This is a genomic window from Pseudomonas sp. MAFF 730105, from assembly GCF_055380705.1.
In genome coordinates, this window is the sequence record NZ_AP018438.1 from 1,544,886 (window position 1) to 1,570,219 (window position 25,334).

22 protein-coding genes are annotated in these 25,334 nt (G+C 59.9%); 16 read left to right on the forward strand and 6 right to left on the reverse strand.

Annotated features, from left to right (window positions below; genetic code table 11):
- Entirely contained in the window at window positions 1–1,158 is a 1,158-nt protein-coding gene (locus PCOSP_RS06870) for a phospholipase D-like domain-containing protein (RefSeq protein ID WP_139650365.1), read from the forward strand.
- A gap of 132 nt (window positions 1,159–1,290) precedes the next feature.
- Here the strand turns inward: PCOSP_RS06870 and bglX are convergent, their stop codons facing one another.
- Window positions 1,291–3,582 carry a beta-glucosidase BglX gene (bglX, locus tag PCOSP_RS06875; RefSeq protein WP_464710617.1) on the reverse strand — a complete coding sequence of 764 codons (2,292 nt, stop codon included), beginning with the start codon at window positions 3,580–3,582 and terminating at the stop codon, window positions 1,291–1,293.
- Between the two features lie 250 nt (window positions 3,583–3,832).
- Between bglX and PCOSP_RS06880 the strand changes: the two genes are divergently transcribed.
- The 6 genes from PCOSP_RS06880 to PCOSP_RS06905 all read left to right on the forward strand — a co-directional run bounded on the left by PCOSP_RS06880 (window position 3,833) and on the right by PCOSP_RS06905 (window position 8,441).
- On the forward strand, window positions 3,833–4,441 hold the full coding sequence (locus tag PCOSP_RS06880) for a LemA family protein (RefSeq protein ID WP_175364067.1): 609 nt from the start codon (window positions 3,833–3,835) through the stop codon (window positions 4,439–4,441).
- 28 nt (window positions 4,442–4,469) lie between these two features.
- Window positions 4,470–5,225: a TPM domain-containing protein gene (locus PCOSP_RS06885; RefSeq protein ID WP_139650362.1), complete on the forward strand. Its 756-nt coding sequence runs from the start codon at window positions 4,470–4,472 to the stop codon at window positions 5,223–5,225.
- Between the two features lie 28 nt (window positions 5,226–5,253).
- Window positions 5,254–5,871 carry a TPM domain-containing protein gene (locus PCOSP_RS06890; RefSeq protein ID WP_139650361.1) on the forward strand — a complete coding sequence of 206 codons (618 nt, stop codon included), beginning with the start codon at window positions 5,254–5,256 and terminating at the stop codon, window positions 5,869–5,871.
- 132 nt (window positions 5,872–6,003) lie between these two features.
- Window positions 6,004–7,221, forward strand: a complete 1,218-nt coding sequence (locus PCOSP_RS06895) for a class I SAM-dependent methyltransferase (protein WP_139650360.1) — start codon at window positions 6,004–6,006, stop codon at window positions 7,219–7,221.
- Window positions 7,222–7,443: 222 nt separating this feature from the next.
- Window positions 7,444–8,025, forward strand: a complete 582-nt coding sequence (locus PCOSP_RS06900) for a DJ-1/PfpI family protein (protein ID WP_139650359.1) — start codon at window positions 7,444–7,446, stop codon at window positions 8,023–8,025.
- 71 nt (window positions 8,026–8,096) lie between these two features.
- Complete coding sequence (locus tag PCOSP_RS06905) at window positions 8,097–8,441, forward strand: YegP family protein (RefSeq protein ID WP_175364065.1); 345 nt, start codon at window positions 8,097–8,099, stop codon at window positions 8,439–8,441.
- 181 nt (window positions 8,442–8,622) lie between these two features.
- Here the strand turns inward: PCOSP_RS06905 and PCOSP_RS06910 are convergent, their stop codons facing one another.
- Window positions 8,623–9,642: a DUF4917 family protein gene (locus PCOSP_RS06910; RefSeq protein WP_464710619.1), complete on the reverse strand. Its 1,020-nt coding sequence runs from the start codon at window positions 9,640–9,642 to the stop codon at window positions 8,623–8,625.
- Window positions 9,643–9,781: 139 nt separating this feature from the next.
- On the opposite strand from PCOSP_RS06910, the gene yiaY reads away from it, so the two are divergent.
- Entirely contained in the window at window positions 9,782–10,930 is a 1,149-nt protein-coding gene (gene yiaY / locus PCOSP_RS06915) for an L-threonine dehydrogenase (protein WP_175364064.1), read from the forward strand.
- On the opposite strand, the gene PCOSP_RS06920 is transcribed toward yiaY, so the two are convergent.
- The gene (locus PCOSP_RS06920; RefSeq protein WP_464710620.1) at window positions 10,927–12,090 is read right to left on the reverse strand and encodes an MFS transporter; all 1,164 of its coding nucleotides are present in this window, start codon (window positions 12,088–12,090) and stop codon (window positions 10,927–10,929) included. The genes yiaY and PCOSP_RS06920 overlap by 4 nt on opposite strands.
- Before the next feature lie 12 nt (window positions 12,091–12,102).
- Entirely contained in the window at window positions 12,103–13,338 is a 1,236-nt protein-coding gene (locus PCOSP_RS06925; protein ID WP_175364062.1) for an aminotransferase class I/II-fold pyridoxal phosphate-dependent enzyme, read from the reverse strand.
- 457 nt (window positions 13,339–13,795) lie between these two features.
- Here PCOSP_RS06925 and PCOSP_RS06930 point away from each other — a divergent pair, with 457 nt between their 5' ends.
- From PCOSP_RS06930 to PCOSP_RS06940, 3 genes are all read left to right on the forward strand, one after another.
- On the forward strand, window positions 13,796–15,145 hold the full coding sequence (locus PCOSP_RS06930; protein ID WP_464710622.1) for a sensor domain-containing protein: 1,350 nt from the start codon (window positions 13,796–13,798) through the stop codon (window positions 15,143–15,145).
- Window positions 15,146–15,476: 331 nt separating this feature from the next.
- A complete protein-coding gene (locus tag PCOSP_RS06935) occupies window positions 15,477–15,980 on the forward strand; it encodes a DUF4142 domain-containing protein (protein WP_139650351.1) in 504 nt (167 codons plus the stop codon).
- Between the two features lie 74 nt (window positions 15,981–16,054).
- Window positions 16,055–16,963, forward strand: coding sequence for an SDR family oxidoreductase (locus PCOSP_RS06940; RefSeq protein WP_139650350.1), 909 nt, complete (start codon window positions 16,055–16,057; stop codon window positions 16,961–16,963).
- Between the two features lie 48 nt (window positions 16,964–17,011).
- On the opposite strand, the gene PCOSP_RS06945 is transcribed toward PCOSP_RS06940, so the two are convergent.
- Entirely contained in the window at window positions 17,012–17,416 is a 405-nt protein-coding gene (locus tag PCOSP_RS06945; protein ID WP_139650349.1) for a low affinity iron permease family protein, read from the reverse strand.
- 174 nt (window positions 17,417–17,590) lie between these two features.
- Here PCOSP_RS06945 and PCOSP_RS06950 point away from each other — a divergent pair, with 174 nt between their 5' ends.
- The 3 genes from PCOSP_RS06950 to PCOSP_RS06960 all read left to right on the forward strand — a co-directional run bounded on the left by PCOSP_RS06950 (window position 17,591) and on the right by PCOSP_RS06960 (window position 22,427).
- On the forward strand, window positions 17,591–17,737 hold the full coding sequence (locus PCOSP_RS06950; RefSeq protein WP_175364060.1) for a hypothetical protein: 147 nt from the start codon (window positions 17,591–17,593) through the stop codon (window positions 17,735–17,737).
- Between the two features lie 314 nt (window positions 17,738–18,051).
- Window positions 18,052–18,477, forward strand: a complete 426-nt coding sequence (locus PCOSP_RS06955; RefSeq protein WP_464710624.1) for a calcium-binding protein — start codon at window positions 18,052–18,054, stop codon at window positions 18,475–18,477.
- Window positions 18,411–22,427, forward strand: coding sequence for a beta strand repeat-containing protein (locus PCOSP_RS06960; protein WP_464710625.1), 4,017 nt, complete (start codon window positions 18,411–18,413; stop codon window positions 22,425–22,427). The genes PCOSP_RS06955 and PCOSP_RS06960 overlap by 67 nt, the downstream gene beginning before the upstream one ends.
- Before the next feature lie 134 nt (window positions 22,428–22,561).
- Here PCOSP_RS06960 and PCOSP_RS06965 read toward each other — a convergent pair whose 3' ends face one another.
- Window positions 22,562–23,191, reverse strand: a complete 630-nt coding sequence (locus PCOSP_RS06965; RefSeq protein WP_464710626.1) for a LysE family translocator — start codon at window positions 23,189–23,191, stop codon at window positions 22,562–22,564.
- Between the two features lie 141 nt (window positions 23,192–23,332).
- Between PCOSP_RS06965 and PCOSP_RS06970 the strand changes: the two genes are divergently transcribed.
- Window positions 23,333–23,809, forward strand: a complete 477-nt coding sequence (locus tag PCOSP_RS06970; protein WP_464710628.1) for an Lrp/AsnC family transcriptional regulator — start codon at window positions 23,333–23,335, stop codon at window positions 23,807–23,809.
- 254 nt (window positions 23,810–24,063) lie between these two features.
- Window positions 24,064–24,843 carry an SDR family NAD(P)-dependent oxidoreductase gene (locus PCOSP_RS06975; protein ID WP_464710629.1) on the forward strand — a complete coding sequence of 260 codons (780 nt, stop codon included), beginning with the start codon at window positions 24,064–24,066 and terminating at the stop codon, window positions 24,841–24,843.
- Window positions 24,844–25,334 lie beyond the last annotated feature (491 nt).

Genomic DNA, 25,334 nt, shown 5'->3' on the forward strand with positions numbered 1-25,334 from the left:
ATGAGCGGCCCGGTCTTTCCATGGCGTGAAGGCAATCGGTTCGAGTTGTTGATCGACGGCCCGCAGTTCTTCCCACGCATGCTCGTGGAGATCGCTCGTGCCCAGGAGCAAGTCGAACTGGAGCTGTATCTGGTGGAGGCTGGCGCCTGCGCCGAAGCGATGGTCCAGGCCCTGGTCCAGGCTGCCGAGCGCGGTGTGCGGGTGCGTTGCCTGTTCGATGATTACGGCAGCCTGGCGTTTACCCTGAGCTTGCGTAACCGCCTGATCGAGGCCGGTGTGGAACTGCGTTTCTACAACCGCCTGAGCTGGCGTCGCTGGGTGCGTAATTTCTATCGCGACCACCGCAAGCTGTTGTTGGTGGACCAGCGTCTGGCCGTGGTCGGCGGTACCGGGGTGACCGATGAGTTCTGGAACCCCCTCGACGATCGCAGCGAATGGCACGAAGTAATGGTGGAAATCGTCGGCCCGCTGGTGCTGGACTGGCAACTGCTGTTCGATCGCCAGTGGCTCGCCAACCGCCATCGCCGGGCCTGGAAGCCCGCTTCCAACTTCGGCCTGCCGCGTCTGCCCCGGGTGCCACCGGCGGGCGAAGGCATGGGCCGGGTCGCGTATGCCGACGCCCGCCAGCACCGCGATATCCTGCAATCGCTGTCCCGGGCCTTGAACAGCGGCCAGAAACGGATCTGGATGGCGACGCCATACTTCCTGCCGACCTGGAACGTGCGCCGCTCCTTGCGCAAGGCCGCCGCCCGGGGCATCGACGTGCGCCTGTTGCTCACCGGCCCGCGCACCGATCACCCGTCCGTGCGTTACGCCGGGCACCGCTACTACCCGCGCCTGCTCAAGGCCGGTGTGAAAATCTTCGAGTACCAGCCGTGTTTCCTGCATCTGAAGATGGTGCTGGTGGACGACTGGGTCAGCATCGGTTCCTGCAACTTCGACCACTGGAACCTGCGCTTCAACCTGGAAGCGAACCTCGAAGCCCTGGATTCCGGGCTCAGCCGTGCAGTGGCGGCGAGCTTCGAGCAGGACTTCAGCCAAAGCCTGCAAGTCAGCCTCGACGCCTGGCAGCGCCGGCCATTGTGGAAGCGCTTCAAGCAGCGGTTGTGGGGGCTGGTGGATCGGTTGGTGGTGAATCTGCTGGATCGGCGGGGCTGATCCAGACACCCATAAACAACTGTGGGAGCGAGCCTGCTCGCGATAGCGGTGAATCAGTCAACCACTCAGTTGGCTGACATACCGCTATCGCGAGCAGGCTCGCTCCCACAGGGGAGTCATGTCGCTCTGGAGTCAGAGCAACTCAAAACTCTGCTGTTTCACATCCTGGGAGTCCAGGCCGATCTGCACGTTGAATTTGCCTGGCTCGGCAGCGTACTTGAGCTGGGCGTTGTAGAACTTCAGGTCGTCTTCGCTGATGGTGAAGTGAATGACCTTCTTCTCGCCGGCCTTGAGCATCACCTTCTGGAAGTTCTTCAGTTCCTTCACCGGGCGGATGATCGAGCCGGTCACGTCCTGGATGTACAGCTGCACCACGGTTTCGCCGTCACGCTTGCCGGTGTTCTCCACGGTCACGCTGGCGTCGAGCTTGCCGGTCTTGTTCAGCGTGGTGGAGGACAGGGCCATGTCCGACAGACTGAACTCGGTGTAGCTCAGGCCGTAGCCGAACGGGTACAGCGGGCCGGTGGTGTCATCGAAGTACTGTGAGGTGTAGTTGCCTGGCTTGCCCGGGGTGAACGGACGGCCAATGCTCAGGTGGTTGTAGTAGGTCGGAATCTGACCCACCGAGCGTGGGAAGCTGATCGGCAGTTTGCCCGACGGGTTGTAGTCGCCGAACAGCACGTCGGCGATGGCGTTGCCGCCTTCGGTGCCGGTGAACCAGGTTTCCAGGATCGCATCGGCCTGCTGCTTTTCTTCCAGCAACGACAGCGGACGGCCGTTCATCAGTACCAGCACCAGCGGCTTGCCGGTGGCCTTCAGGGCCTTGATCAGCTCGCGCTGGCTGGCGGGGATGTTCAGATCGGTGCGGCTCGAAGACTCGTGGGACATGCCGCGGGATTCCCCCACGGCGGCCACCACCACATCGGCGTCCTTGGCGGCTTTTACCGCTTCGTCGATCAGCACCTGGGCCGGGCGTGGATCGTCCACCACTTCCGGGGCGTCGAAGTTGAGGAAGTTCAGGTAGTCGAGCACCTTCTTGTCGCTGGTGATGTTGGCGCCACGGGCATAGATGAACTTGGCGTCACCACCAAGGGCACGGCTCATGCCATCGAACAGGGTGACCGACTGCGCAGGACGACCGGCGGCGGCCCAACTGCCCATCATGTCGATCGGTGCCTTGGCCAGCGGGCCGACCAGGGCGATTTTCGCGTCCTTCTTCAGGGGCAGGGTCTGGTTGCGGTTTTCCAGCAGGACCATGCTGCGGCGTGCCACGTCGCGGGCATCGCTGCGGTGCAGTCGGCTTTCGGCGTAGGTGTCGGCCGGGTCATCCTCGGCCTTGCCGATACGCAGGTACGGGTCCTTGAACAGGCCCATGTCGTATTTGGCGACAAGCACTTCACGCACGGCGTTGTCGATGTCGCTCTGCTCGATCTCGCCGGACTTGAGCAGCCCCGGCAATTCCTTGCCATACAGCGAGTCGTTCATGCTCATGTCGATGCCGGCCTTGATCGCCAGCTTCGCCGCTTCTCGACCATCCCGGGCGACGCCGTGCTTGATCAGTTCGAAGATGGCGCCATGATCGCTGACGGCCAGGCCCTTGAAGCCCCATTCCTTGCGCAGCAGATCGTTCATCAGCCAGGTGTTGGCCGTGGCCGGTACGCCGTTGATGGAGTTCAACGCCACCATCACCCCGCCGGCACCGGCATCGATGGCGGCGCGATAGGGTGGCAGGTAGTCCTGGTACATTTTCACCGGGCTCATGTCCACGGTGTTGTAGTCCCGGCCGCCTTCAACGGCGCCGTACAGGGCAAAGTGCTTGACGCTGGCCATGATGCTGTCGGCCGCGTTGGCGCCGCTGCCCTGGAACGCCTTGACCATCACCCCGGCAATGCGCGACACCAGGTAGGTGTCTTCGCCAAAGCCTTCGGAGGTCCGGCCCCAGCGCGGGTCACGGGAAATGTCGACCATCGGCGCGAAGGTGATGTCCAGGCTGTCGGCCGCAGCTTCCTGGGCGGCGATGCGGCCGGAGTGGTAGATGGCGTCCATGTCCCAGCTCGAAGCCAGTGCCAGGGGAATCGGGAAAATGGTGCGGTGGCCGTGGATCACGTCATAGGCGAAGAACATCGGGATCTTCAGCCGGCTGCGCATGGCCGCGTCCTGCATCGGACGGTTTTCGGCGCGGGTAATGGAGTTGAACGTGCCGCCGATGTTGCCGGCGGCGATTTCCTTGCGGATCATCTCCCGGGGCATTTCCGGGCCGATGCTGATCAGGCGCAACTGGCCGATCTTTTCCTCGAGGGTCATTTGTTTCATCAGGTTACTGATGAAAGCGTCCTTGTTCTCTATGGGGGCTGGCAGGTTGTCGGCTAATACGGATTGACTGGCCAGACTGACAAACAGGCCCAGCAAACACAGCTTCTTCATGAATAGTTTTCTCGCAGGCCCAAAGGCGGTAATCAGGACACGCCGTCAGCCAAAATGTGAGGAGTGGCTATTGTTGTTTGGTCAAATGCAGCACACTTTCGAACCCAGGGTGCTGAACTTAGTTTCGCACCGCGCATCTTTTAGCCCATCGATCCGTTTCAATCCAGTGCGGCGGCAGATTATGCCCCAGACACCGGTGGGATAGGTGGCCGTGTTTTTCCAATGTAAAGGCAAGGGAGAGCTTCACCCGATGAATCTACGACTGAACCACCGAAGCGGCTTGCAACTGCTGGCCCTGATGCTGTTCACCTCGCTACTGGCCGGTTGCGGCATCAACACGATTCCGACCCTCGACGAACAGGCCAAGGCTGCCTGGGGCCAGGTGCAAAACCAGTACCAGCGCCGTGCCGACCTGATCCCGAACCTGGTGGAAACCGTCAAGGGCTATGCCCAGCACGAGCAGGAAACCCTGACTGCCGTGATCGAGGCGCGGGCCAAGGCCACCTCGATCCAGGTCGATGCCAGCACCCTGGACAACCCGGAGAAGCTCAAGCAGTTCCAACAGGCCCAGGATCAATTGACCGGTGCGCTGAGTCGCTTGATGGTGGTGTCCGAGCGCTATCCGGACCTCAAGGCCAACCAGAACTTCCTGGCGCTGCAGTCGCAGCTCGAAGGCACCGAGAACCGTATCGCCGTGGCCCGCCGCGACTTCATCCTGGCGGTGCAGAAGTACAACACCGAGATCCGGACCTTTCCGGGGCGGTTGTGGCACAGCGTGATGTACAGCGACCTGCCAATCCGCGAAACCTTCGAGGCCACCAGTCCCGACGCCGAAAAAGCGCCGCAGGTGAAATTCTGATCGATACCCGGCTCCCACAGGAGTTCCAATGCGCGTGTTGAAATTTGGCCTGGTGCTGTTGCTCTGGGTGTTTGCAGTCACGGCCCAGGCCGAGTTGAAGTTTCCGGCGCTGACCGGGCGGGTGGTGGACGCCGCCCAGATGCTTGAGCCAGCGGTGCGGGCGCAACTGGAGGCACAGCTCACGGCCCACGAGCAGGCGACCGGCGAACAGGTGGTGGTTGTCACACTGCCTGACCTGCAGGGGGCCAGGATCGAAGACTTCGGCTATCTGCTCGGACGCCACTGGGGTATCGGGCAGAAGGACAAGAACAACGGCGCACTGCTGATCGTTGCCCGGGATGAGCGAAAGCTGCGGATCGAAGTGGGTTACGGCCTGGAAGATCGACTGACCGATGCCCAGAGTTCGGTGATCATCAACCAGGTCATCACCCCGGCCTTCAAGACCGGCAATTTCAATAAAGGCATCAGTGACGGCGTGGCGGCGATGCTGGTGGTGTTGGGGGGCAGCCCTCTGGACGAGCCGGCCACTGCGTACAATGCAGGCGAGCAGGAGGAGGGCGACTTCGTCTCGCGTCATCCGTGGACATTCGCGATGCTGGTGATGTTGTTCATCGTCACGATCATGGTCTGCCAGGTGCTGGGGATCCTGCCGGCCGGGCGGGGCGGCTCAAGCGGCTCAAGCGGGGGAGGCTTTGGCGGTGGCGGTTTCGGCGGTGGCGGGGGTGGTGGTTTCAGCGGCGGCGGTGGCAGTTTCGGGGGCGGCGGTTCGTCGGGCGGCTGGTGACAATAATAATGAGCAGGCACTTTTAACCATGGCATTACTGACTGAACACGAACAACGCAAAGTGGCCGAAGCCATCGCCCGGGTCGAGCGGGACACCGACGCTGAACTGGTCACGGTGCTCGCTGCGCGCGCCGACGACTATGCCTACATCCCACTGCTGTGGGCCAGTTTGCTGGCCCTGGTGGTGCCAGGTGTGCTGCATTACCTGACGGGCTGGTTGACCATGCACAGCCTGTTGCTGGTGCAATGGGTCAGCTTCATCGTGCTGTGCCTGGTGTTTCGCATTCCGAAGGTCACCACCCACTTGATCCCCCGGTCGGTGCGCCACTGGCGGGCGTCCAACCTGGCTCGCCGGCAGTTTCTCGAACAGAACCTGCACCACACCGTGGGCAGCACCGGAATGCTGATCTTTGTCTGCGAGGCCGAGCGCTATGTGGAGATCCTGGTGGACGAAGGCATCTCCAAACGCCTCGACAACCGGAGCTGGGATGCCATCGTCGCGGCCTTCACCGAGCAGGTCCGCCAGGGCCAGACCTTGCAGGGCTTCGTGACCTGCATCGAAGCCTGCGGCCAATTGCTCAAGGAGCACGTCCCCGTGACCCACGAACGCAATGAACTGCCGAACCGGTTGGTGGTGCTGGGCTGACAAGTCGGCTGTCGAACACCGTTGTGGCGAGGGGATAAATCCCCTCGCCACAACAATTCCTTGTGCCCAGACACTTCATTCCTCCTAAAATACCCGCCATTCCCGATCCGCCCGCCCCGAGGCCGCTTTTCCATGTCCGTTACTGCAACTCCTGCCCGTCCCGCGCCGGATCCTCACGCCGAGTTCATCGAGCTGCTGCAGGCCAGCCTCGACCAGAATGCTTTCATCAAGCTGGTGCTGGCCAGGCATGTCGGCGACGAAGCGGACCTCCAACGGCTGATCATCAAGCAACTGACGGTCAAGGAGCAGCCTTGCCTGTCCTTCGTCTACCGCTACAAAACCCGCGACATCACCAAGAATTTCCCCCTGGCCGAAGGCGTGGCGACCATCGCTGGGTTGTTGCCGGCATCGTTCAAGAACGCCCATTTGCTGGCGGTCACCGACGAGGCACAGCTGGAGTACAGCAAGAAGGGCAAGCCTTCACTGTTCAAAAGCAAGCCCCAGCAGCTGCGCGAAGTACCCTCGGTGGAACACAACCGTGAGAAAAACCGCTTCCTCGACCTGAGTCGACCGTTCCTGGCCGATCTGGGCGTGACCAACCACAAGCACGAGCTGATCCCGGCCATGTCGCGCAAGTGGAAGCAGATCAACAAGTTCATCGAGGTCTTCAGCCATGCGTTGACCTCCTCGCCGCTGGCCCTGGACAAACCGGTGCGGGTGTCGGACTTCGGTTCGGGCAAGGGCTACCTGACCTTCGCCATTCACGACTACCTGCGCAACACCCTGCAGGCCGAAGGCGTGGTGACCGGCGTCGAGTTGCGCGAGGACATGGTTCGGCTGTGCAACGAGGCCGCCGCGCGCCTGGAACACCCGGGCCTGAGCTTCCAGCACGGTGACGTGCGCAGCGTGGCGCCGAGCGCGGTGGACGTGATGATCGCCTTGCATGCCTGCGACATCGCCACCGACTACGCGATTCACATGGGCATTCGCTCGGGTGCTTCGATCATCATGTGCTCGCCGTGCTGCCACAAGCAGATCCGCTTGCAGATCCAGAGCCCGGCGCTGCTCAAGCCGATGTTGCAATATGGCCTGCACCTGGGCCAACAGGCGGAAATGGTCACCGACAGCCTGCGGGCGCTGTTCCTGGAGGCTTGTGGCTACGAAACCAAGGTGTTCGAGTTCATATCCCTGGAACACACCAACAAGAACAAGATGATCCTGGCGGTCAAACGCGCCACGCCGATCGATCCGGCCGAGTTGCTGGCGAAGATCCAGGAACTGAAGGCGTTCTACCACATCACCGAACACTGTCTCGAAACGCTGCTGCGGGCGGACGGTTATCTCGCCTGAAGCGGGACAGATGCAACGCTGTGGGAGCATAGCTTGCTCGCGATGAACGATGACTCAATTGTGCTGCTGAACCTCGGCGCTGAATCGCGGGCAAGCTTTGCTCTCACAGAGCAACATTCGACCTAACTCGTCGTGCAGCCCGTCAGATGACGGGTGAAGACTTCCCCGCCGGACTACCTTTAATGCATTCACCCTTCACGCATTCTCAAAGGAGTCCAAGCCATGGCCGCAAAGAAAATCCTGATGCTGGTCGGCGATTACGTCGAAGACTATGAAGTGATGGTGCCGTTCCAGGCTTTGCAGATGGTCGGCCATACCGTGCATGCGGTGTGCCCCGACAAGACCGCCGGGCAGACCGTGCGCACGGCGATCCACGATTTCGAAGGCGACCAGACCTACAGCGAGAAACCGGGCCATCTGTTCACCCTGAACCATGATTTTTTCGGTGTCGGCGTGGCTGACTACGACGCGCTGCTGATTCCCGGCGGGCGGGCGCCGGAGTACCTGCGTCTGAATGAGAAAGTCCTGCAACTGGTGCGCGATTTCGATGTGGCGGGCAAGCCGATCGCCGCGGTGTGCCATGGCGCGCAATTGCTGGCGGCGGCGGGCATTCTGGAAGGGCGTGAATGCAGCGCTTATCCGGCCTGTGCCCCGGAAGTGCGCCTGGCGGGTGGGACGTTCATCGACATTCCGGTGACCGAAGGCCATGTCCAGGGCAACCTGGCGACCGCACCGGCCTGGCCCGCTCATCCGAACTGGCTGGCGGGGTTCCTGACGCTGTTGGGCACGGCCATCACGCTGTAGCGGAGTCGACTGGCAGAGCCGGCGGGGCAGGTCTTTACTCTTGAGGCTGTTGACCTCTCGAGGAAATGATCATGTCCGGATGGTACGAAATCAGCAAGAACAGCAGTGGCCAGTTTCGGTTCGTGCTCAAGGCCGCCAACGCCGAAACGATCCTGACCAGCGAGTTGTACACCACCCGCAGCGGTGCCGACGGTGGCATCGCTGCGGTGCAGAAAAACAGCCCGTTGACCGAGCGCTATGAGCTCAAGAACACCAGGGACGGTCATCCCTACTTCAATCTCAAGGCTGCCAACCATGAAGTGATCGGCAGCAGCGAAGCCTTTTCATCGGACGCCGCCCGGGACAAGGGCATTGCCAGCGTCAAGGCGAACGGGCCGAGCATGGTGATCAAGGACAAGACCCTGTTGGCGCTTTAACCTACCAGTAATGAAGACGCTTCTCCTGTGGCGAGGGGATTTATCCCCGCAGGGGTGCGTAGCAGCCCTCATCCTGGCAACTCGGAGTGTCAGATGGATCTGAGACATCCACTGTCGGGGGCGCTACGCACCCCAGCGGGGATAAGTCCCCTCGCCACAGGTCTCTGCGCGGATTCCATTCCTACACCTCCACCGGTACCGACAGCTTCGGATCGCCCAACGGATGGCTCTTGGCATCGAAGAACCGCAGCTCGATGTCCAATCCTTGGAACAGCTTGGCGTAATGGCGCTTCTGGTGCTGGATGAACGCCTGGCTGCGAGGGTAGATCGAGATCGCCACGGTGCGGGGTTTCGCCTGGCGCAAGGCGCGGACGATGTGTTGGTCCTGCTCGCCCAGGGCATGGCCAAACAGGCACAGGTTGTCGCCGTGGTGCAGCAGTTGGTCGTAGCAGAATGACAGATAGTCGGAACTGCGGATGGTCTTGAGTTTGTCCCCGCTGGGGCCTTCATTGACGAACAACGGTACGTCGTCCAGGGTCTTGAGGGTGTTGTTGATGGCGAAGCTGCCCAGCAGCGTGCCTTCGGTGGACGTGAGCTTGCGCGCCGTGCCGTCCTGGTTGCGCACCAGGTGCAGGCCGCCGTGCAGGTATAGCAGGCGCGGTTTGTCCGTGGTCACTTGGCTCAGATCGAAACCGTGGTCGGTGTCGGTGAACAGATCGGTAATGGTCTGCGGCGCATGCTGGATCGCCCAGTAGTTGAGCAGGTCGTAGTTGGTGGTGAACACCGTGGCATAACGGCTCAGTTCCTGGTTGAGCGTCGCCAGGGTCGACGGTTGTACCAGCCGCCATGGGATATGCACCGCATGCACGGTGTTGATCAGCGCTTCTTTGATCGCGTAGTAGCGATTGCGCGGGGCGGCGGAGCTGACGGCGAGGGCCTTGTTGACCCGGCTGGTGGTTTTCAGCGCACCGAGCACCTGTTCGAAGCTGCGGGTCTGCAGCGCGTCGAACACGCTCAGTTCCGACGGGCTCAAGGGCTTTTCCTCGACGGTGCGGGCGTTTTCGAACAGCGAGTCGTAGCCGAAATCATCCCATACGGCGCGGCTGGCACCATTGCCCACCAGCAGCCCGCTGAAAGCGGTATGGGCGCGCAAGGTTTCCCAGTCTTCAAGCCGGGCGTCGTATTCCTGGAAGTCGGTCATTTGGAAAGTCATCTCAAAACGTGGCAAGGGCAGGGCGCGACTTTATCACGACCGACTCTTGAGCCAGATCAAGGTGCCGCGTGACTGACTGGTCAATGCTGTGGACCCGCCGATCCGGCCCCTTTCAGGAACGCGTCCCATGAGTAGCACTTTTTTCATTCCCGCCGTGAACGTCATGGGGCTGGGTTGCCTCGACGAAGCCATGATTGCCATTCGCAATTACGGTTTTCGCAAGGCCCTGATCGTAACCGATGCGGGACTGGCCAAGGCCGGCGTTGCGGGCAAGGTGGCCGATCTGCTGGCCCAGCAGGACATCGAATCGGTGATTTTCGACGGTGCCAAGCCCAATCCGAGCATCGCGAATGTCGAGCGTGGCCTGGGATTGCTGAAGGAGAGCCGATGCGATTTCGTGGTGTCGCTGGGGGGCGGTTCGCCCCATGACTGCGCCAAGGGCATTGCCCTGTGCGCTACCAATGGCGGGCAGATCCGCGACTATGAGGGCGTCGACCGGTCGGGCAAGCCGCAGTTGCCGCTGATCGCCATCAACACCACCGCCGGCACCGCCAGTGAGATGACTCGTTTCTGCATCATCACTGACGAATCGCGCCACGTGAAAATGGCCATTGTCGACCGCAACGTGACGCCGCTCATGTCGGTCAACGACCCGGCGCTGATGGTGGCAATGCCCAAGGGACTCACGGCTGCGACGGGCATGGATGCGCTGACCCATGCGATCGAAGCCTACGTGTCCACCGCCGCCAGCCCGATCACCGATGCTTGTGCCCTGAAAGCCATCACCCTGATCAGCAACAATCTTCGCCTGGCGGTGCGTGACGGCAACGATCTGGCGGCACGGGAAAACATGGCCTACGCGCAGTTTCTCGCCGGGATGGCATTCAACAATGCTTCGCTGGGCTTCGTGCATGCCATGGCTCACCAGTTAGGCGGGTTCTACGACTTGCCCCACGGCGTGTGCAATGCGGTGCTGTTGCCCCATGTGCAGAGTTTCAATGCCTCGGTGTGCGCCTCGCGCCTGACCGATGTGGGCCGTGCCATGGGGGTCGATACCCACCTGTCTGGCCCGGAAAAAGGCGCCCAGGCCGCCATCGCCGCGATCGTCAGTCTGGCCCGGGACGTGGAGATCCCGGCCGGCCTGCGTGAGTTGGGCGTGCGCCTCGGTGACGTGCCGGTGCTGGCCGCCAACGCCCTGAAAGATGCCTGCGGCCTGACCAACCCGCGGGCAGCGGATCAACGGCAGATAGAGGAGATTTTCCGCAGCGCGTTTTAAGGGCTCCGGGGCGGCATGACTCGCACGCAGACCATGGCCGCCACTGCCAGCAGCGCGCACAACGTCGCCAACGGCCAGGCCTGTTGACTCGATAACAGACTGGCCATGGCCCCGATCAGCGCGGCCATCAATTGGTGCAGGAAACCGCTCAATGCCATGGCGTAGGCGCCGGGTACGGGTGAGCCTTCGTTGGCCAGGGACAGGCTGATGGGGTAGTTCAACGACTGGCCGAACACGGCCAGGCAGTACGGTAACCAGAACAGCAACGCGATGCTGCCCAGGGTAAGGCTGCTCACCAGCATGGTCGCGCTTCCTCCCAGCACCAGCGCGATGCCCCAGTCCATCAGCCGTCGCTGGCCGGTGCGCAGCACAAAGGCATTCACCGCCAGTGCGCCGAGCAGGTACGCGGCACTGATCGGCCAGCCCAGCAGGCCGTACTCGATCGCCGACCAATGAAAGCCTTCTTGCAGAATGAGCGGCGCTGTTGTGTTGAAGGCGATGATTACGCCGTACCCCAGCCCTCCCGCAAGGGCCGGCAGCAGGAAACTGCGTTGCAGCAGTATCTGTCCGTATGCACTCGATGCCGACTGTCCACTGCTGCTCTTCGTCAGTATCGGGAACCTGGCCCGGGAAACCGCCGCAGCCATGATCAGGCAGGCGGTGCCCATTCCATAAAAGATCGCTTCCCAACCCAGAGCAGCCTGGATCAACGCGCCCAGGTATTGGCCGATGCCGAGGGCGATCACGAAGGCTATCGATATCCATGACAAGGCTTTTGCCAGCTGATCGCCGCTGAAGCTGTCACGGATCAGGACCCGTGCCATCACCGATATACCGCTGGCCCCGATGCCCTGGATCAATCTGAACGCCAGGAACCCCTCCACCGAGGTGCCAAGGGGCAGGGCCAGGTTGCCCAGCCCATACAGCCCCAATGCCGCCAGCAAAACCGCTTTACGCCCCAGGCGTTCGCTCAGGCTGCCCCACGCCAGCATGGGCAGTGCCATGCCGATCAGGTACACCGACAGGCCCCAGGACACCCGGGATGCATCGGCTCCAAGATCCCGGGCAATATCAGGTAGCGCGGGCAGGTAGATGCTCATGCCCAGTTGTGCCAGGAAAACGGTGGTGCAAGTGACGATCAGGGTTGTACGGTTTTTCATCGAGGACTCATGTCAGGTGCGGATATCACGCCCGTGGGCTTGCAGCAGGTTGATGATCTGTTCGCAGAAGGACCGGATCACGCTCGGCTCCATGTCGGCGCGTAGGGTAATGCGGATGGCCGCCTTGTCTTGTGGCACCACGGGGAAAAACACCGCCGAAGTGAAGTACCCCAACTCGGCCAACTCACCCGCCACGCGGTTGGCCAGGGTTGCCTCACCGCAGGGCACCAGACGTATCGCCATCGGGTTGCCGTACTGCTCGGTACGGACAAGGTTATCGAAGACGCGGATATTAGTCTGCAAACGCTCCTGCAACGAGACCAGTTCCCGGCTGCGATGCAGCCGGATCGAAGCCATGCCGGCACCAATGGCCGCTGCGTTCATGCTCTGGGACCAGGTGCTCGGCCCACCGTAACGCTGCACCAGCGCTTTATGCCGTTCACTGCCGAACATGGCCAACCCGCCACTGGCGCCGAACGATTTGGCCAGCGAGGCGACGATCAGCGTGCGCTCGTCCACGGCGGGTAGACGCGAACGGACCAGCCCCGCACCGTATTTGCCGACGGTGGACAATGCGTGGGAGTCGTCCAGGTACAGGAACAGGCCATATCGCTGCTTGAGAAAAAGCAGGCTGTCCAGGTCCGCCGTGCCGCCCATGCTGTAGGCGCCGTCAGTTACATAGGCGACGTTGCGCTCTCGTTTGCACAGGTCTTCGATGAAGTCCATGTCGTTGTGCGGGCAGGTGATGACCTGGGTTTCATCGGCGCAGGCGGTCTTGAAGTGGTTCATCGAATAATGGGCATGTTTGTCGAACACCATGACGGGTGGCCGATTGCCCGTAAGTGCACCGCTGGCCAGCAGCGGCAGGATCCCGGCGCTGGCCGCGCTGCAGGACAAGGCACTCAGGCAGCTGGCACCGAACAGTTCCGACAGTTGCGTTTCGTACTGCGCCAGGATCGCCAGCTTGCAGCGACTCTTCGAGTTGGCGACATGCAGGGTTCCGGTTTCCCATAGCGCGGTCATGGCGCCATCCAGCAAGGCAGGGTGATAATCCAGGCCTAGATAGGACGTCGTCCCGAAGTGGTGAAAGGTGCGGCCGTACTGGTCGACCAGGACGTTGGGCGTCTTGACCTCGACATTGAGCCCCGAGATTTTTCCGGCCTCGGCGCACTGCCAGTCCTGATCCGACAGGGAGATGACCTTGCGGTAGTTGGTGAAACGATGGGTGGGTTGCGCGATCTGGTTCATGGTGCGATTACATTCCTTGGTTGAGAAGTGCTGTCCGTGGGTGTTTCAATATCTGTGTGTTTCCGGACTTTACAGACCATCGCCCAGGGCTTTGAATCGGCTGTTTCCGGCGTGTTTGAGGGCTGCCGGAGTCTTCCGTGTAGGAGCTTGCCTATGAACGTGGACGGAGAATCCCTGCGGGGAGTCGGAGCTAGGTGGGTTTATCCGGATGTCCCCGGATCCGCTGCGTTTTACCTGGCCTGAAGCGCTGTCAAGGCATCGGTAAACAGGCGTAACAGTCATTTTTTTTGCGAAAGTCCCTTGAGGGGCCGCTCTGTCATACCGATTAGCCAATAGGTGGCATATTGCAATCAATTTCTCGGATGGTTTGATTGCCTGCGCTATCCTCTTTGTATCGTGGGTGTAGTCCGATCACCCAATTCGCCCACCGCTGCATTCTCCGGATGGCTTCCAGCCAATGGGTATTCGAGATTCCGCACCGCTGGCCAGTTACATCGACCTTCTGCTGGACGCCGTGTGTGCCGTCGACGGCCAGGGACGTTTCGTGTTTGTCAGTGCCGCCTGCGAACGCATTCTCGGTTACACCCCCCAGGAGCTGATCGGTCGGCCGATGATCGAACTGGTTCACCCCGGCGACCGCCAGCGTACCCTTGACGCTGCGCGGGAGATCATGGACGGCGAGCCCAAGCTCAACTTCGAGAACCGCTACCTGCGCAAGGACGGTCGGGTGGTGCATATCCTGTGGTCGGCGCGCTGGTCAGAAATGGATCAATTGCGCATCGCCGTGGCCCGCGACATTACCGAACGTAAACTGGCCGAGTCCCGACAGGCAGCGCTGTACGCCATTTCCGAAGCGGCCCATGCCGCGGCAGACCTGCTTGCGCTATTCAAGCGTATCCACCTGATCATCGGCGAGTGGCTGCCGGCCCTGAACTTCTCGGTGGCGCTGTACGATGAACAATGCGCCCAACTGAATTTTGCCTATCACGTCGACGACGAGGAACGGCAACCCGAACTGCCGGGGACGATCACCGGGCGTTTGTGCGCCGAGGTGATCCGAAGCGGTCAGCCGATCCTGTTGACACCTGATTGCAACCCATTGCCACCGGCTTTTTTCGACCTCCTGGAGCAGCCGGGCGCGCCATGCTGGCTGGGTGTGCCGCTGAACTCGCAAAACGGCACGATTGGCGCAATGATCCTCAAGAGTGCCCAGGACAAGGAGCGCTACACCGAGCAGGACATGGAATTGCTGCAGTATGTCTGTGCGCAGATCACCCTCGCCGTCGAACGCCAGCAATTGCATGCCCGGTTGCAGCGCATGGCGCAATACGACCAGTTGACCCAGGTGCCGAATCGCGAACTGCTGCGTGAACGGTTCAAGGCCGCGCTGGCGAGTGCCCGAGTAGCGTCAGGGCGCATGGCATTGCTGTACATCGACCTGGATCGCTTCAAGCAGGTCAACGACACCTATGGTCATGGCGTCGGTGACATGCTGTTGCAAGCGGTGGCCAGTCGGCTCCAGGGCTGCGTACGTGATTCCGACACGGTTGCGCGTATTGGTGGCGATGAGTTCGTGGTGCTGCTCCATAGCATCCAGGCGCTGGAAGATGCCCACGTTGTGCAAGAAAAGATCCGTCAGGCGCTGACCCAGCCGCTGCGACTAGATGGGCACTGCCTGAGAATCGAGCCGAGTATCGGCGTGGCCTGTTTCCCAGACCATGGCATCGAAGACGTCGCACTGTTCCGCCATGCTGACCAAGCGATGTACGCCGCCAAGCGCCAGAATCACAGAGCCTTCGACATCTGAAAGCACGTCACCGTTCGTCGTGGCGCCGCGTATTTATTCAAACCTTTGCGCCCCTGGTCCTTTCGAATATCAGGCAGGCCCGGCTCGCCAACATTCAAGCATCTTGAGGGCCAGACCATGCCGGGCTCACGAAGCATTCATCCTGGAAATATCGCCCATGATCGAACCAAGGTGCTTGGAGCGGGTCGCAAAAGTGGGAGGACCACCCTCATGACCGCCGACAAGCCCCTGCGGAAAAGCGGGTCGGACATGTCGCTGAACGGTCATCGGTGGTTCTGATACAGAGGCAGGGAGACCTGCCCGAACTTTTAACTACGAGGAGGGCGCGACCATGAGCCGGATGGCTACCTTTTTTCGCACCACCAGTCTCGTCGTGCTGATGGGCCTGGGTGCCAACAGTGCCTGGGCCCAATCGCCAGCCGAATTCATCAACGATGCCTCCGCCAAAGGCATGGCCGACATCGAGGCCAGTCGCATGGCCCACGGCAAAGCCGAGTCCAGGGAGGTAAAGGATTACACCATCATGGTGATCAACGACCGCACCACCGCCAATCAGCATCTGGCCAAGATTGCGAAAAAACTCGACCTGCCTGTCGCACCGCGGGAGGAAGTCGCTGACAAGGCCAAGACCATGATCCCGCAGATGCAGGAAGGCGAGTCGTTCGAAGCCGCTTATGCCGCCAGCCAGGTCAAGGCCACCGAGGACGCCATCGCACAGATCGAGCAGGAGGCCAAAACCACCGAAGTGCCGGAAATCAAAGCGTTTGCCGATGAAACCCTGCCTAAATTGCAGACCCACCTGGAGATGGCAAGGGCGCTGCAGGCCAGCCGCTGATCGCGGCACGTCTTACATTCAGGGCCGGGGCGTCAGCTCCCGGCTTGTCTTGCCCGCCGAAAAGGAGAGCCTCGATGTCCACACGCCGAGAACCCAACCAATACGCGATGCAGAACCCGCTGACCCAATATCCCCGTCCACCGTTTCCCGACCAGCCGCAATCGCCGCCCGGTATCGACCAGGACATGGTGCCCAAGCCCGATCATGGTGAAAAAAGCTACCAAGGCTTCGGCCGTCTGGAAGGTCGCAAGGCGCTGGTGACCGGTGCTGACTCGGGGATCGGCCGCGCGGCAGCCATTGCCTACGCCCGGGAGGGGGCTGACGTCGCGATCAATTACCTGCCCAGCGAAGAGCGCGACGCTCGGCAAGTCATCGAACTGATCGAAGCCGAAGGCCGCAAGGCCATTGCGATTCCCGGTGATCTCAAGGACGAATCCTTCTGCGTCCAACTGGTGAGGAGCGCCCACGAGCAATTGGGGGGCTTGGATATCCTGGTAAACGTTGCCGGTAAGCAGGAGGCGCAAAAGGACATCGCCGACATCACCACCGCGCAATTCGATGACACCATGAAAACCAACATCTACGCGATGTTCTGGATCTGCAAGGCCGCGGTGCCGCTGATGCCGGCAGGGGCAACGGTCATCAATACCGCCTCGATCCAGTCTTACGATCCGTCCGCGACGCTGCTGGACTACGCCACCACCAAGGCGGCCATCGTGGCGTTCACCAAGGCATTGGCGGGGCAAGTGATCGGCAAGGGCATCCGCGTCAACGCCGTGGCACCCGGGCCGATCTGGACGGTGCTGCAACCCAGCGGCGGACAACCCCAGGAGAAAATTCCTACCTTCGGCTCCCAGGTGCCGATGAAGCGTCCCGGGCAGCCGGCCGAATGTGCGCCGTTATATGTACTGTTGGCGTCTCAGGAATCGAGCTACATCACCGGCGAAGTTTTCGGCGTGACCGGTGGTAATCCGCTGCCTTGAGGCGTGCTAAGGATGCGCGAGTGGCGCCGTACCACTCGCGCATCGCGATCAACATTGATTCAGATCGATCTTGTTCTTCTGCTCCAACCCTTCAAGACTTTTGGCTTCGCCTTGTCCCATGGCTTGGTAATGTTTCCTCAGCGCCTCCAATTGCTTGAGGTCCAGCGACTCGAGTCCGAGCATTGCGTTTTGCGCTTCATTGGTTGCGCGCAACAATTCGTCGATCTTCAGGTGCAGGATATCGGTGTCGCGGTTTTGTGTGTTCTGGATCAGGAATACCATCAGGAAGGTAATGATCGTCGTGGAGGTGTTGATGATCAGCTGCCACGTATCGTTGAACTTGAACAGTGGCCCGCTCAAGGCCCACAGCACGAGGAGCACGATAGCCCCCAGAAATGTCTTGGGGCTCCCCGCCCACAGGGCCAGTTTTTGCGCGATTTTAGCGAAGGTCATTGCTGTGTTCCTTATGGGATTGCACCTGTCTGGTGTGACAGCAACGCCTCGGTGAAAATTCTACTTACATTTAGGTGCAGCGCCTGGGCGAACGTCTGTCGTCCTGGCGGAAGACTGTCGCAACCATTGCTGCCTTCATCGGTCACTCCTTAAAGCCCTCAGCCGGAGTACATCATGAACCTCACGCGCACGTTCTGCCTCGCCTGTAGCCTGTTCCTCCTGCAAGGCTGCTTCGACAATTCGGACAATGAAACCAAGGACAACACCGACGGCACCAAGTCTTCGGTGCAGATGAAAGAGTCCGACGCCCAGAAAAAATAGACATGGACCCGCCATCCCTATGGGAGCGAGCCTGCTCGCCATGGCGATGGTTCAGCAACATTGGCGTTGCCTGGCACTCCGCCGTCGAGAGCAAGCTCTGCCAGGTTTCGTATCCTGGCGCTAGCTGTTTACCACCCTGTGCATCAACGCATGACAAAACTAACACCCGCTTATTTTTCCTATTCTGGACGAAACTTCCGTTCAAGTTTCACTGGGAATAGCCGAAGTGTTGCAGAGCTCTTGTTCAATTTTGTAAGAAAACAGTGATTGTATAAGACCCTCTCCACCCTCCTTAAAATCAAGGAAGAAGAAAAATGGCAGTTATTAATGGAACAGCCGGCGCAGATGCACTAATTGGCACCGCAGGGGATGATGAGATCAACGCTCTGGGTGGCAATGACGTCATCAAGAGTACTGCCGGCGCAGACAAAATTGATGGCGGTGCTGGTTCAGATACTGTTGACTATTCGGCATCTACTGAAGGTATCAGTATAGATTTGCGCCAGGGAACTGGACTTGTTGGACGGGGTGGCGACGCAGAGGGGGATATTCTCACTGGTATCGAAACGGTCATAGGCTCCGCCTTCAACGACGTTCTCTCCGCCGGCCCGTACACCACAGCCACAGGGGTACGGCTGGAAGGGGGGGCGGCGATGACATCTACAACATCGGCATGGGGTTCACACCCACCATCATCGAGCAGGCCGGTGGTGGCAACGATGAAGTCCGTGTGTCGGTGATCAATCCGAGCGGCACCATCCTGGCTGCAAACGTCGAGCGCCTGACCTACGTCGGCACCGGCGCCTTCACCGGTTATGGCAATGACAGCGACAACGTCATTACCGGCGGTTCGGGTAACGACACGCTGTACGGTGGCGCGGGCGCGGATCAGTTCATCGGCGGTGTTGGCTATGACGGTGCGGGTTATCTCGACAGTAAAGAAGCCGTGACCATCAACCTCAAGACGGGTGTGCATACTGGGATCGCGGCAGGTGATACCTATACCGATATCGAGGTGATCAGAGGATCGAATTTCAACGATACGTTCGTTGGCGATGGTAGTGGTATGGATTTCGACGGTGGCGCCGGTGTCGACACAGTCGACTATTCGGGCTCGACTGCCGGGGTAAACGTTAATATCCGTCTCGGCGCGGGAACCGCAGGAACGGGCGGAGAAGCCGAAGGCAGTATTTTAACGGGCATCGAAACCGTCATAGGCTCCGCCTTCAACGACGTCCTCTCCGCCGGCCCGTACACCACAGCCACAGGGGTACGGTTGGAAGGGGGAAGCGGCGACGACATCTACAACATCGGCATGGGATACACACCCACTATCATCGAACAGGCCGGTGGCGGCAACGATGAAGTCCGTGTGTCTGTGATCAATCCGAGCGGCACCATCCTGGCTGCAAACGTCGAGCGCCTGACCTACGTCGGCACCGGCGCCTTCATCGGTTATGGCAATGACAGCGACAACGTCATTACCGGCGGTTCGGGTAACGACACGCTGTACGGTGGCGCGGGCGCGGATCAGTTCATCGGCGGTGTTGGCTATGACGGTGCGGGTTATCTCGACAGTAAAGAAGCCGTGACCATCAACCTCAAGACGGGTGTGCATACTGGGATCGCGGCAGGTGATACCTATACCGATATCGAGGTGATCAGAGGATCGAATTTCAACGATACGTTCGTTGGCGATGGTAGTGGTATGGATTTCGACGGTGGCGCCGGTGTCGACACAGTTGACTATTCGGGCTCGACTGCCGGGGTAAACGTTAATATCCGTCTCGGCGCGGGAACCGCAGGAACGGGCGGAGAAGCCGAAGGCAGTATTTTAACGGGCATCGAAACCGTCATAGGCTCCGCCTTCAACGACGTCCTCTCCGCCGGCCCGTACACCACAGCCACAGGGGTACGGTTGGAAGGGGGAAGCGGCGACGACATCTACAGCATCGGCATGGGATACACACCCACTATCATCGAACAGGCCGGTGGCGGCAACGATGAAGTCCGTGTGTCGGTGATCAATCCGAGCGGCACCATCCTGGCTGCAAACGTCGAGCGCCTGACCTACGTCGGCACCGGCGCCTTCACCGGTTATGGCAATGACAGCGACAACGTCATTACCGGCGGTTCGGGTAACGACACGCTGTACGGTGGCGCGGGCGCGGATCAGTTCATCGGCGGTGTTGGCTATGACGGTGCGGGTTATCTCGACAGTAAAGAAGCCGTGACCATCAACCTCAAGACGGGTGTGCATACTGGGATCGCGGCAGGTGATACCTATACCGATATCGAGGTGATCAGAGGATCGAATTTCAACGATACGTTCGTTGGCGATGGTAGTGGTATGGATTTCGACGGTGGCGCCGGTGTCGACACAGTCGACTATTCGGGCTCGACTGCCGGGGTAAACGTTAATGTCCGTCTCGGGACGGGAACCGCAGGAACGGGTGGAGATGCAGAAGGCAGCATTTTAACGGGTATCGAAGCTGTCATAGGCTCGGCCTTCAACGACGTCCTTTCCGCCGGCCCGTACACCATAGTCACAGGGGTACGGTTGGAAGGGGGAGGCGGCGACGACATCTACAACATCGGCATGGGGTACACACCCACCATCATCGAGCAGGCCGGTGGTGGCAACGATGAAGTCCGTGTGTCGGTGATCAATCCGAGCGGCACCATCCTGGCTGCAAACGTCGAGCGCCTGACCTACGTCGGCACCGGCGCCTTCACCGGTTATGGCAATGACAGCGACAACGTCATTACCGGCGGTTCGGGTAACGACACGCTGTACGGTGGCGCGGGCGCGGATCAGTTCATCGGCGGTGTTGGCTATGACGGTGCGGGTTATCTCGACAGTAAAGAAGCCGTGACCATCAACCTCAAGACGGGTGTGCATACTGGGATCGCGGCAGGTGATACCTATACCGATATCGAGGTGATCAGAGGATCGAATTTCAACGATACGTTCGTTGGCGATGGTAGTGGTATGGATTTCGACGGTGGCGCCGGTGTCGACACAGTCGACTATTCGGGCTCGACTGCCGGGGTAAACGTTAATGTCCGTCTCGGGACGGGAACCGCAGGAACGGGTGGAGATGCAGAAGGCAGCATTTTAACGGGTATCGAAGCTGTCATAGGCTCGGCCTTCAACGACGTCCTTTCCGCCGGCCCGTACACCATAGTCACAGGGGTACGGTTGGAAGGGGGAGGCGGCGACGACATCTACAACATCGGCATGGGGTACACACCCACCATCATCGAGCAGGCCGGTGGTGGCAACGATGAAGTCCGTGTGTCGGTGATCAATCCGAGCGGCACCATCCTGGCTGCAAACGTCGAGCGCCTGACCTACGTTGGCACCGGCGCCTTCACCGGTTATGGCAACGATAGCGACAACGTCATTACCGGCGGTTCGGGTAACGACACGCTGTACGGTGGCGCGGGCGCGGATCAGTTCATCGGCGGTGTTGGCTATGACATAGCGGGCTATCTCGACAGCAAAGAAGCTGTGACCATCAACCTCAAGACGGGTGTGCATTCGGGAATCGCGGCAGGTGATACCTATACCGGTATCGAGGTCATCAGAGGATCGAGTTTCAACGACATCTTCTATGGCGGTAGTTCGTCCATGATGGTGGATGGCACGGGCGGCCTGGATTTGGTCACTTATGAACAGTCTGATAGCGCGGTGACAATCGACCTGACCAACGGCGGCGCTAACACAGGAGAGGCTGCTGGCCATACCTACACCAATATTGAGATGTTTCAAGGCAGCAGTTTTAACGACACGCTATCGGGCTCCGGTTTGAAGGACATCTTCGTTGGTGGAGCCGGGGCAGATGTCATCGATGGGCGTGCAGGTCTGGACAGTGCTTGGTATATCACAAGCACAACAGGCGTCTCGATCAACTTGCAGACTCAAATCAATCAAGGTGGTGATGCCGAAGGCGATGTATTGCTCAACATCGAACACGTGTTGGGTAGTCACTTCAACGATGTCTTGGTTGGAGACGCGGGTGTCAATTATCTGGAGGGCGGATTGGGCAACGATGTTATTGATGGCGGGGATGGTAATGATTACCTCTATGGCGGGCTGACTTCGTCGATAGGACCTTTCAAAGTCGATAGTTCAGCCAATGGGCCGCAAGCAGACATTTTGTACGGTGGCGGTGGTAACGACACCATCGTCACGGCCGCCAGCGACGAGGGTACCCAAGCCTATGGCGAGGCTGGAAGCGACACTATCACTGTGGCGCATGGCATGGCTGATGGTGGGGAAGGCAACGACCTGTTGACCGGTACAGGCGTGGGCTTTTCACTGTCAGGAGGTCAGGGGGATGACAGACTGATATTGCAGGCCGGCGGTTTTGCTAACGGTGGTGAGGGTGACGATATCTACACCATCAATACTCCAACGTTGGTGACAATTCAGGACGACGGTGTCAGCACTGGCGACAAATTGGTTTTGTCCTATATCAGCAGCTCTGAACTGTTGGTTGATCGCATCGGCGATGACCTCTATCTGCACCGATCAAGCTTCGCCCCAGGGCAGACACCACAAGAAGGTGTGCGGCTCAAGGATTGGTACGCAGGTTACGACACCATCGAACAGATCCAGACAGCTGACATGCAGCTCATCGGCCTGACAGGCATCAAGGAGTTTCCCGATGCCTTGTTTTCCTGAACAGTTGAGTGTCCCTTGTAAGTGAAGAGGAAGGTGACGGTCCAGTGTATTGCACACAGGACCGCCACCTGGCACAACCGCTCGTTCCCCCCGATTCAGGCCCCTATAGGGTCGAGCCCTGACCCCCCACAGCGCTATGACTGCTGTACGAATGTCAGCCGCACTGCAAAACCAATCAACAGGCTCCCAAACAGCCACTGCTGCAGACGCTGAGCGGAAGGGGAACGCTGCAACCAGCGCCCAAGCGCCACACCCATCAGTGCGTAGGCGCAGTCGAACAGCAAGCCAATGCCCACCAGGGCCACGCCGAGGGTTGCAAATTGCCCAAGTACCGGGCCGCCCTGTGGGTCGATGAACTGCGGCAGCAAGATCGAACAGAACAGCAATGCCTTGGGATTGAGCAGGTTGGTCAGCAACCCGCGCCGAATCGCCTGGCCCCAGCGCTGCTTTGCGGGTTCGATACCGGCCGCTTCAAGGCTTGGCAACAAACGAGTCCGCAGGCACTGAAAGCCGATCCATAACAGGTAGGCAGCGCCGACCAGGCGCACCGCGTCGAACGTCCAGGGGGCGGTCTTGAACAATGCCGAAAGCCCCAACGCGGCCAATACGACATGACATCCCCGTGCGATTGCCAAACCCGCCGCCGTCGCCAATGCCGGGCCCTTGCCCTGACGTGCGCCGGTTTGCAGCAACAGGATCATGTCGGGGCCCGGCAACAGGTACACCACCGTCAAGGCCATCAAGAACAACCAGAACTCTGCCATGCCACGCCCCCTTCATACGTTTGAGAGTGCCAGTCTAAGGTGAGAGGGCAGGGCAGGTGCTTGCGAAGTCAGCTTCTAAGCCATGAAAAATTGGCATAACCTGCCAATTATCAAATAAAAGAAAATGGATGCTGCTAAATCATGAAACTCGATGCTTTCGATCGCAAGATCCTCGCCGCATTGCAACGCGATGGCCGCCTGAGCAATGTGCAATTGGCCGAGGAAATCGGCCTGTCACCCTCGCCGTGCCTGCGTCGCGTGCGGATGCTCGAAGAGGCCGGCGTGATTCGTGGCTACCAGGCCATCCTTGACCGAGACGAAGTGGGCCTTGGGCTGACGATATTCGTCGGTATCAAGGTTGAACGGCATAACGACGAACAAGCCGAAGCGTTTTACCAGGCTGTCACGGCATTGCCGGAGGTGATTTCAACGTTCCTGGTATCGGGAGAGTCAGACTTTCTGCTCCAGGTGGTGGTGCCGGACTTGCGGGCGTACGACCGCTTTCTGACGGGGCGGCTGCTCAAACTGCCAGGGGTCAGTGATATTCGCAGTAACTTTGCGATTCATACCGTGAAGACGCCGGGGGCGTTGCCGTTGGGGCATTTGCCTGTGGGCTGAGTTTTCTCCGGCGATGGAGCCCATTGCAATTCCGGCGCCTGGAGAACGGAGTCTTTGATGACGCCCATGCTGCTCCAGACGATCGCAAACTCGTGATACGGCCCTTCGGCATAGGTGCCTTCGGGGAGACAGACCGTCCGCTTCTGGTCATTCCCCGCCGCTCACTGATCTTTAGTGCATCAGTGCGGGCGCTAGCGTCTACTCTGGACTGTCAGACAGTATTTATTTCCTGTGTCGTTCTGTGGAGCCGTGCAATGGTCAAAAGCTGGAGTGGTCAGGTCGCATTGGTCAGTGGCGCTGGCAGTGAACACGGGATTGGTCTGGCTATCGCGCGGCGGCTCGGAGAAGCGGGTGCAAAGCTGATCATCACCGGCAGCAGTAGCCGTATCCATGATCGCGTCGCGCAACTGAATGCGGAAGGTCATGAGGTGCAAGGACGCGCTGCGGATCTTACCCAGCCGGTTCAGGTCGACGAACTGGTGACTTGGGCTGAATCGCTCTGGGGGCGAATCGATATACTCGTGAACAATGCCGGCATGGCGATACAGGGTGAACCTGAAACTTTCTCTGAAGTGGCCAATATGAGCGTCGAGCTGTGGAACACTTCGATTGCCCGTAATCTGACCACTGCCTTTCTGTTGACCCGCGCGGTGTTGCCGGGGATGCAGAATCGTCGTTACGGACGCATCGTCCATGTCAGCTCTACGACCGGCACCCGCGTCAGCAACCCTGGCGAGGCCGCGTATGCGGCGGCGAAAGCGGGGATGGTGGGCATGAATATGAGCTTGGCGCTGGAAGTCGCGCCCTACGGTATCACCGTGAACGCTGTTGCCCCCGGGTGGATCGCGACGCAGTCCAGCACAGCGGAGGAGATGAACGCAGCGCAGTATGTTCCTGTCGGGCGTGCCGGTAGGCCGGACGAGGTCGCCGCAGCGGTGGCTTTTCTGGCTTCCCCGGAGTCCAGCTACATTACGGGCGAGGTGCTCGTGGTGGATGGGGGCAACTGCCTCTCCGAGAACAAAAGCCCCAGATGAGCGCCGGGAACTTCGGCGGTGAGCAGGGGTTAACCGTTCAGCCAGCCCAAGGCGGGCCATTCAAACAACACCAGACCAAAAAAAACCGGCCATTCAGTGCCGGTTTTTTATATCCCCCGTCAAAACCACCACGACGCGAGACCAGAATTCGATTGGAGCGGGTGAAGGGAATCGAACACTTATTGGACAGAAACACCTACAACAGTGTATCCGTGTAGTCCTCAATCCATCTCCAACCCCGTAATCATTGGAAATCCCGCTAGATTCTGACGGTGCACCTTGGTGCACGAAGTATTTAGCTCCTTTTGAGCCACCGCCCGGTGCTGATTCCTTAGGAGGCACTGACGGGTGATGAAGGGTAACCGGAGGCTGATAGACATGAGACTTCTAGTTGGCAAACCAGCATCCGCTTCCCGAAACCTACAGTCGTCAACAACTCGCTCGTCTGTATTGTCTGGTTGCGGTCATTTTTGGATGGGAGGAGATAGTCA

Bases quoted from the DNA above. Each gene is read 5' to 3' on its own strand.
- PCOSP_RS06950 (WP_175364060.1), top strand. From the start codon at position 17,591: ATGAACCTCACGCGCACGTTCTGCCTCGCCTGTAGCCTGTTCCTCCTG.
- PCOSP_RS06910 (WP_464710619.1), bottom strand. From the start codon at position 9,642: ATGACCGACTTCCAGGAATACGACGCCCGGCTTGAAGACTGGGAAACC.
- bglX (WP_464710617.1), bottom strand. From the start codon at position 3,582: ATGAAGAAGCTGTGTTTGCTGGGCCTGTTTGTCAGTCTGGCCAGTCAA.
- PCOSP_RS06960 (WP_464710625.1), top strand. From the start codon at position 18,411: ATGGGGTTCACACCCACCATCATCGAGCAGGCCGGTGGTGGCAACGAT.
- PCOSP_RS06895 (WP_139650360.1), top strand. From the start codon at position 6,004: ATGTCCGTTACTGCAACTCCTGCCCGTCCCGCGCCGGATCCTCACGCC.
- PCOSP_RS06900 (WP_139650359.1), top strand. From the start codon at position 7,444: ATGGCCGCAAAGAAAATCCTGATGCTGGTCGGCGATTACGTCGAAGAC.
- PCOSP_RS06955 (WP_464710624.1), top strand. From the start codon at position 18,052: ATGGCAGTTATTAATGGAACAGCCGGCGCAGATGCACTAATTGGCACC.
- PCOSP_RS06925 (WP_175364062.1), bottom strand. From the start codon at position 13,338: ATGAACCAGATCGCGCAACCCACCCATCGTTTCACCAACTACCGCAAG.
- PCOSP_RS06870 (WP_139650365.1), top strand. From the start codon at position 1: ATGAGCGGCCCGGTCTTTCCATGGCGTGAAGGCAATCGGTTCGAGTTG.
- PCOSP_RS06945 (WP_139650349.1), bottom strand. From the start codon at position 17,416: ATGACCTTCGCTAAAATCGCGCAAAAACTGGCCCTGTGGGCGGGGAGC.
- PCOSP_RS06940 (WP_139650350.1), top strand. From the start codon at position 16,055: ATGTCCACACGCCGAGAACCCAACCAATACGCGATGCAGAACCCGCTG.
- PCOSP_RS06935 (WP_139650351.1), top strand. From the start codon at position 15,477: ATGAGCCGGATGGCTACCTTTTTTCGCACCACCAGTCTCGTCGTGCTG.
- PCOSP_RS06920 (WP_464710620.1), bottom strand. From the start codon at position 12,090: ATGAAAAACCGTACAACCCTGATCGTCACTTGCACCACCGTTTTCCTG.
- PCOSP_RS06930 (WP_464710622.1), top strand. From the start codon at position 13,796: ATGGGTATTCGAGATTCCGCACCGCTGGCCAGTTACATCGACCTTCTG.
- yiaY (WP_175364064.1), top strand. From the start codon at position 9,782: ATGAGTAGCACTTTTTTCATTCCCGCCGTGAACGTCATGGGGCTGGGT.
- PCOSP_RS06975 (WP_464710629.1), top strand. From the start codon at position 24,064: ATGGTCAAAAGCTGGAGTGGTCAGGTCGCATTGGTCAGTGGCGCTGGC.
- PCOSP_RS06880 (WP_175364067.1), top strand. From the start codon at position 3,833: ATGAATCTACGACTGAACCACCGAAGCGGCTTGCAACTGCTGGCCCTG.
- PCOSP_RS06890 (WP_139650361.1), top strand. From the start codon at position 5,254: ATGGCATTACTGACTGAACACGAACAACGCAAAGTGGCCGAAGCCATC.
- PCOSP_RS06885 (WP_139650362.1), top strand. From the start codon at position 4,470: ATGCGCGTGTTGAAATTTGGCCTGGTGCTGTTGCTCTGGGTGTTTGCA.
- PCOSP_RS06965 (WP_464710626.1), bottom strand. From the start codon at position 23,191: ATGGCAGAGTTCTGGTTGTTCTTGATGGCCTTGACGGTGGTGTACCTG.
- PCOSP_RS06970 (WP_464710628.1), top strand. From the start codon at position 23,333: ATGAAACTCGATGCTTTCGATCGCAAGATCCTCGCCGCATTGCAACGC.
- PCOSP_RS06905 (WP_175364065.1), top strand. From the start codon at position 8,097: ATGTCCGGATGGTACGAAATCAGCAAGAACAGCAGTGGCCAGTTTCGG.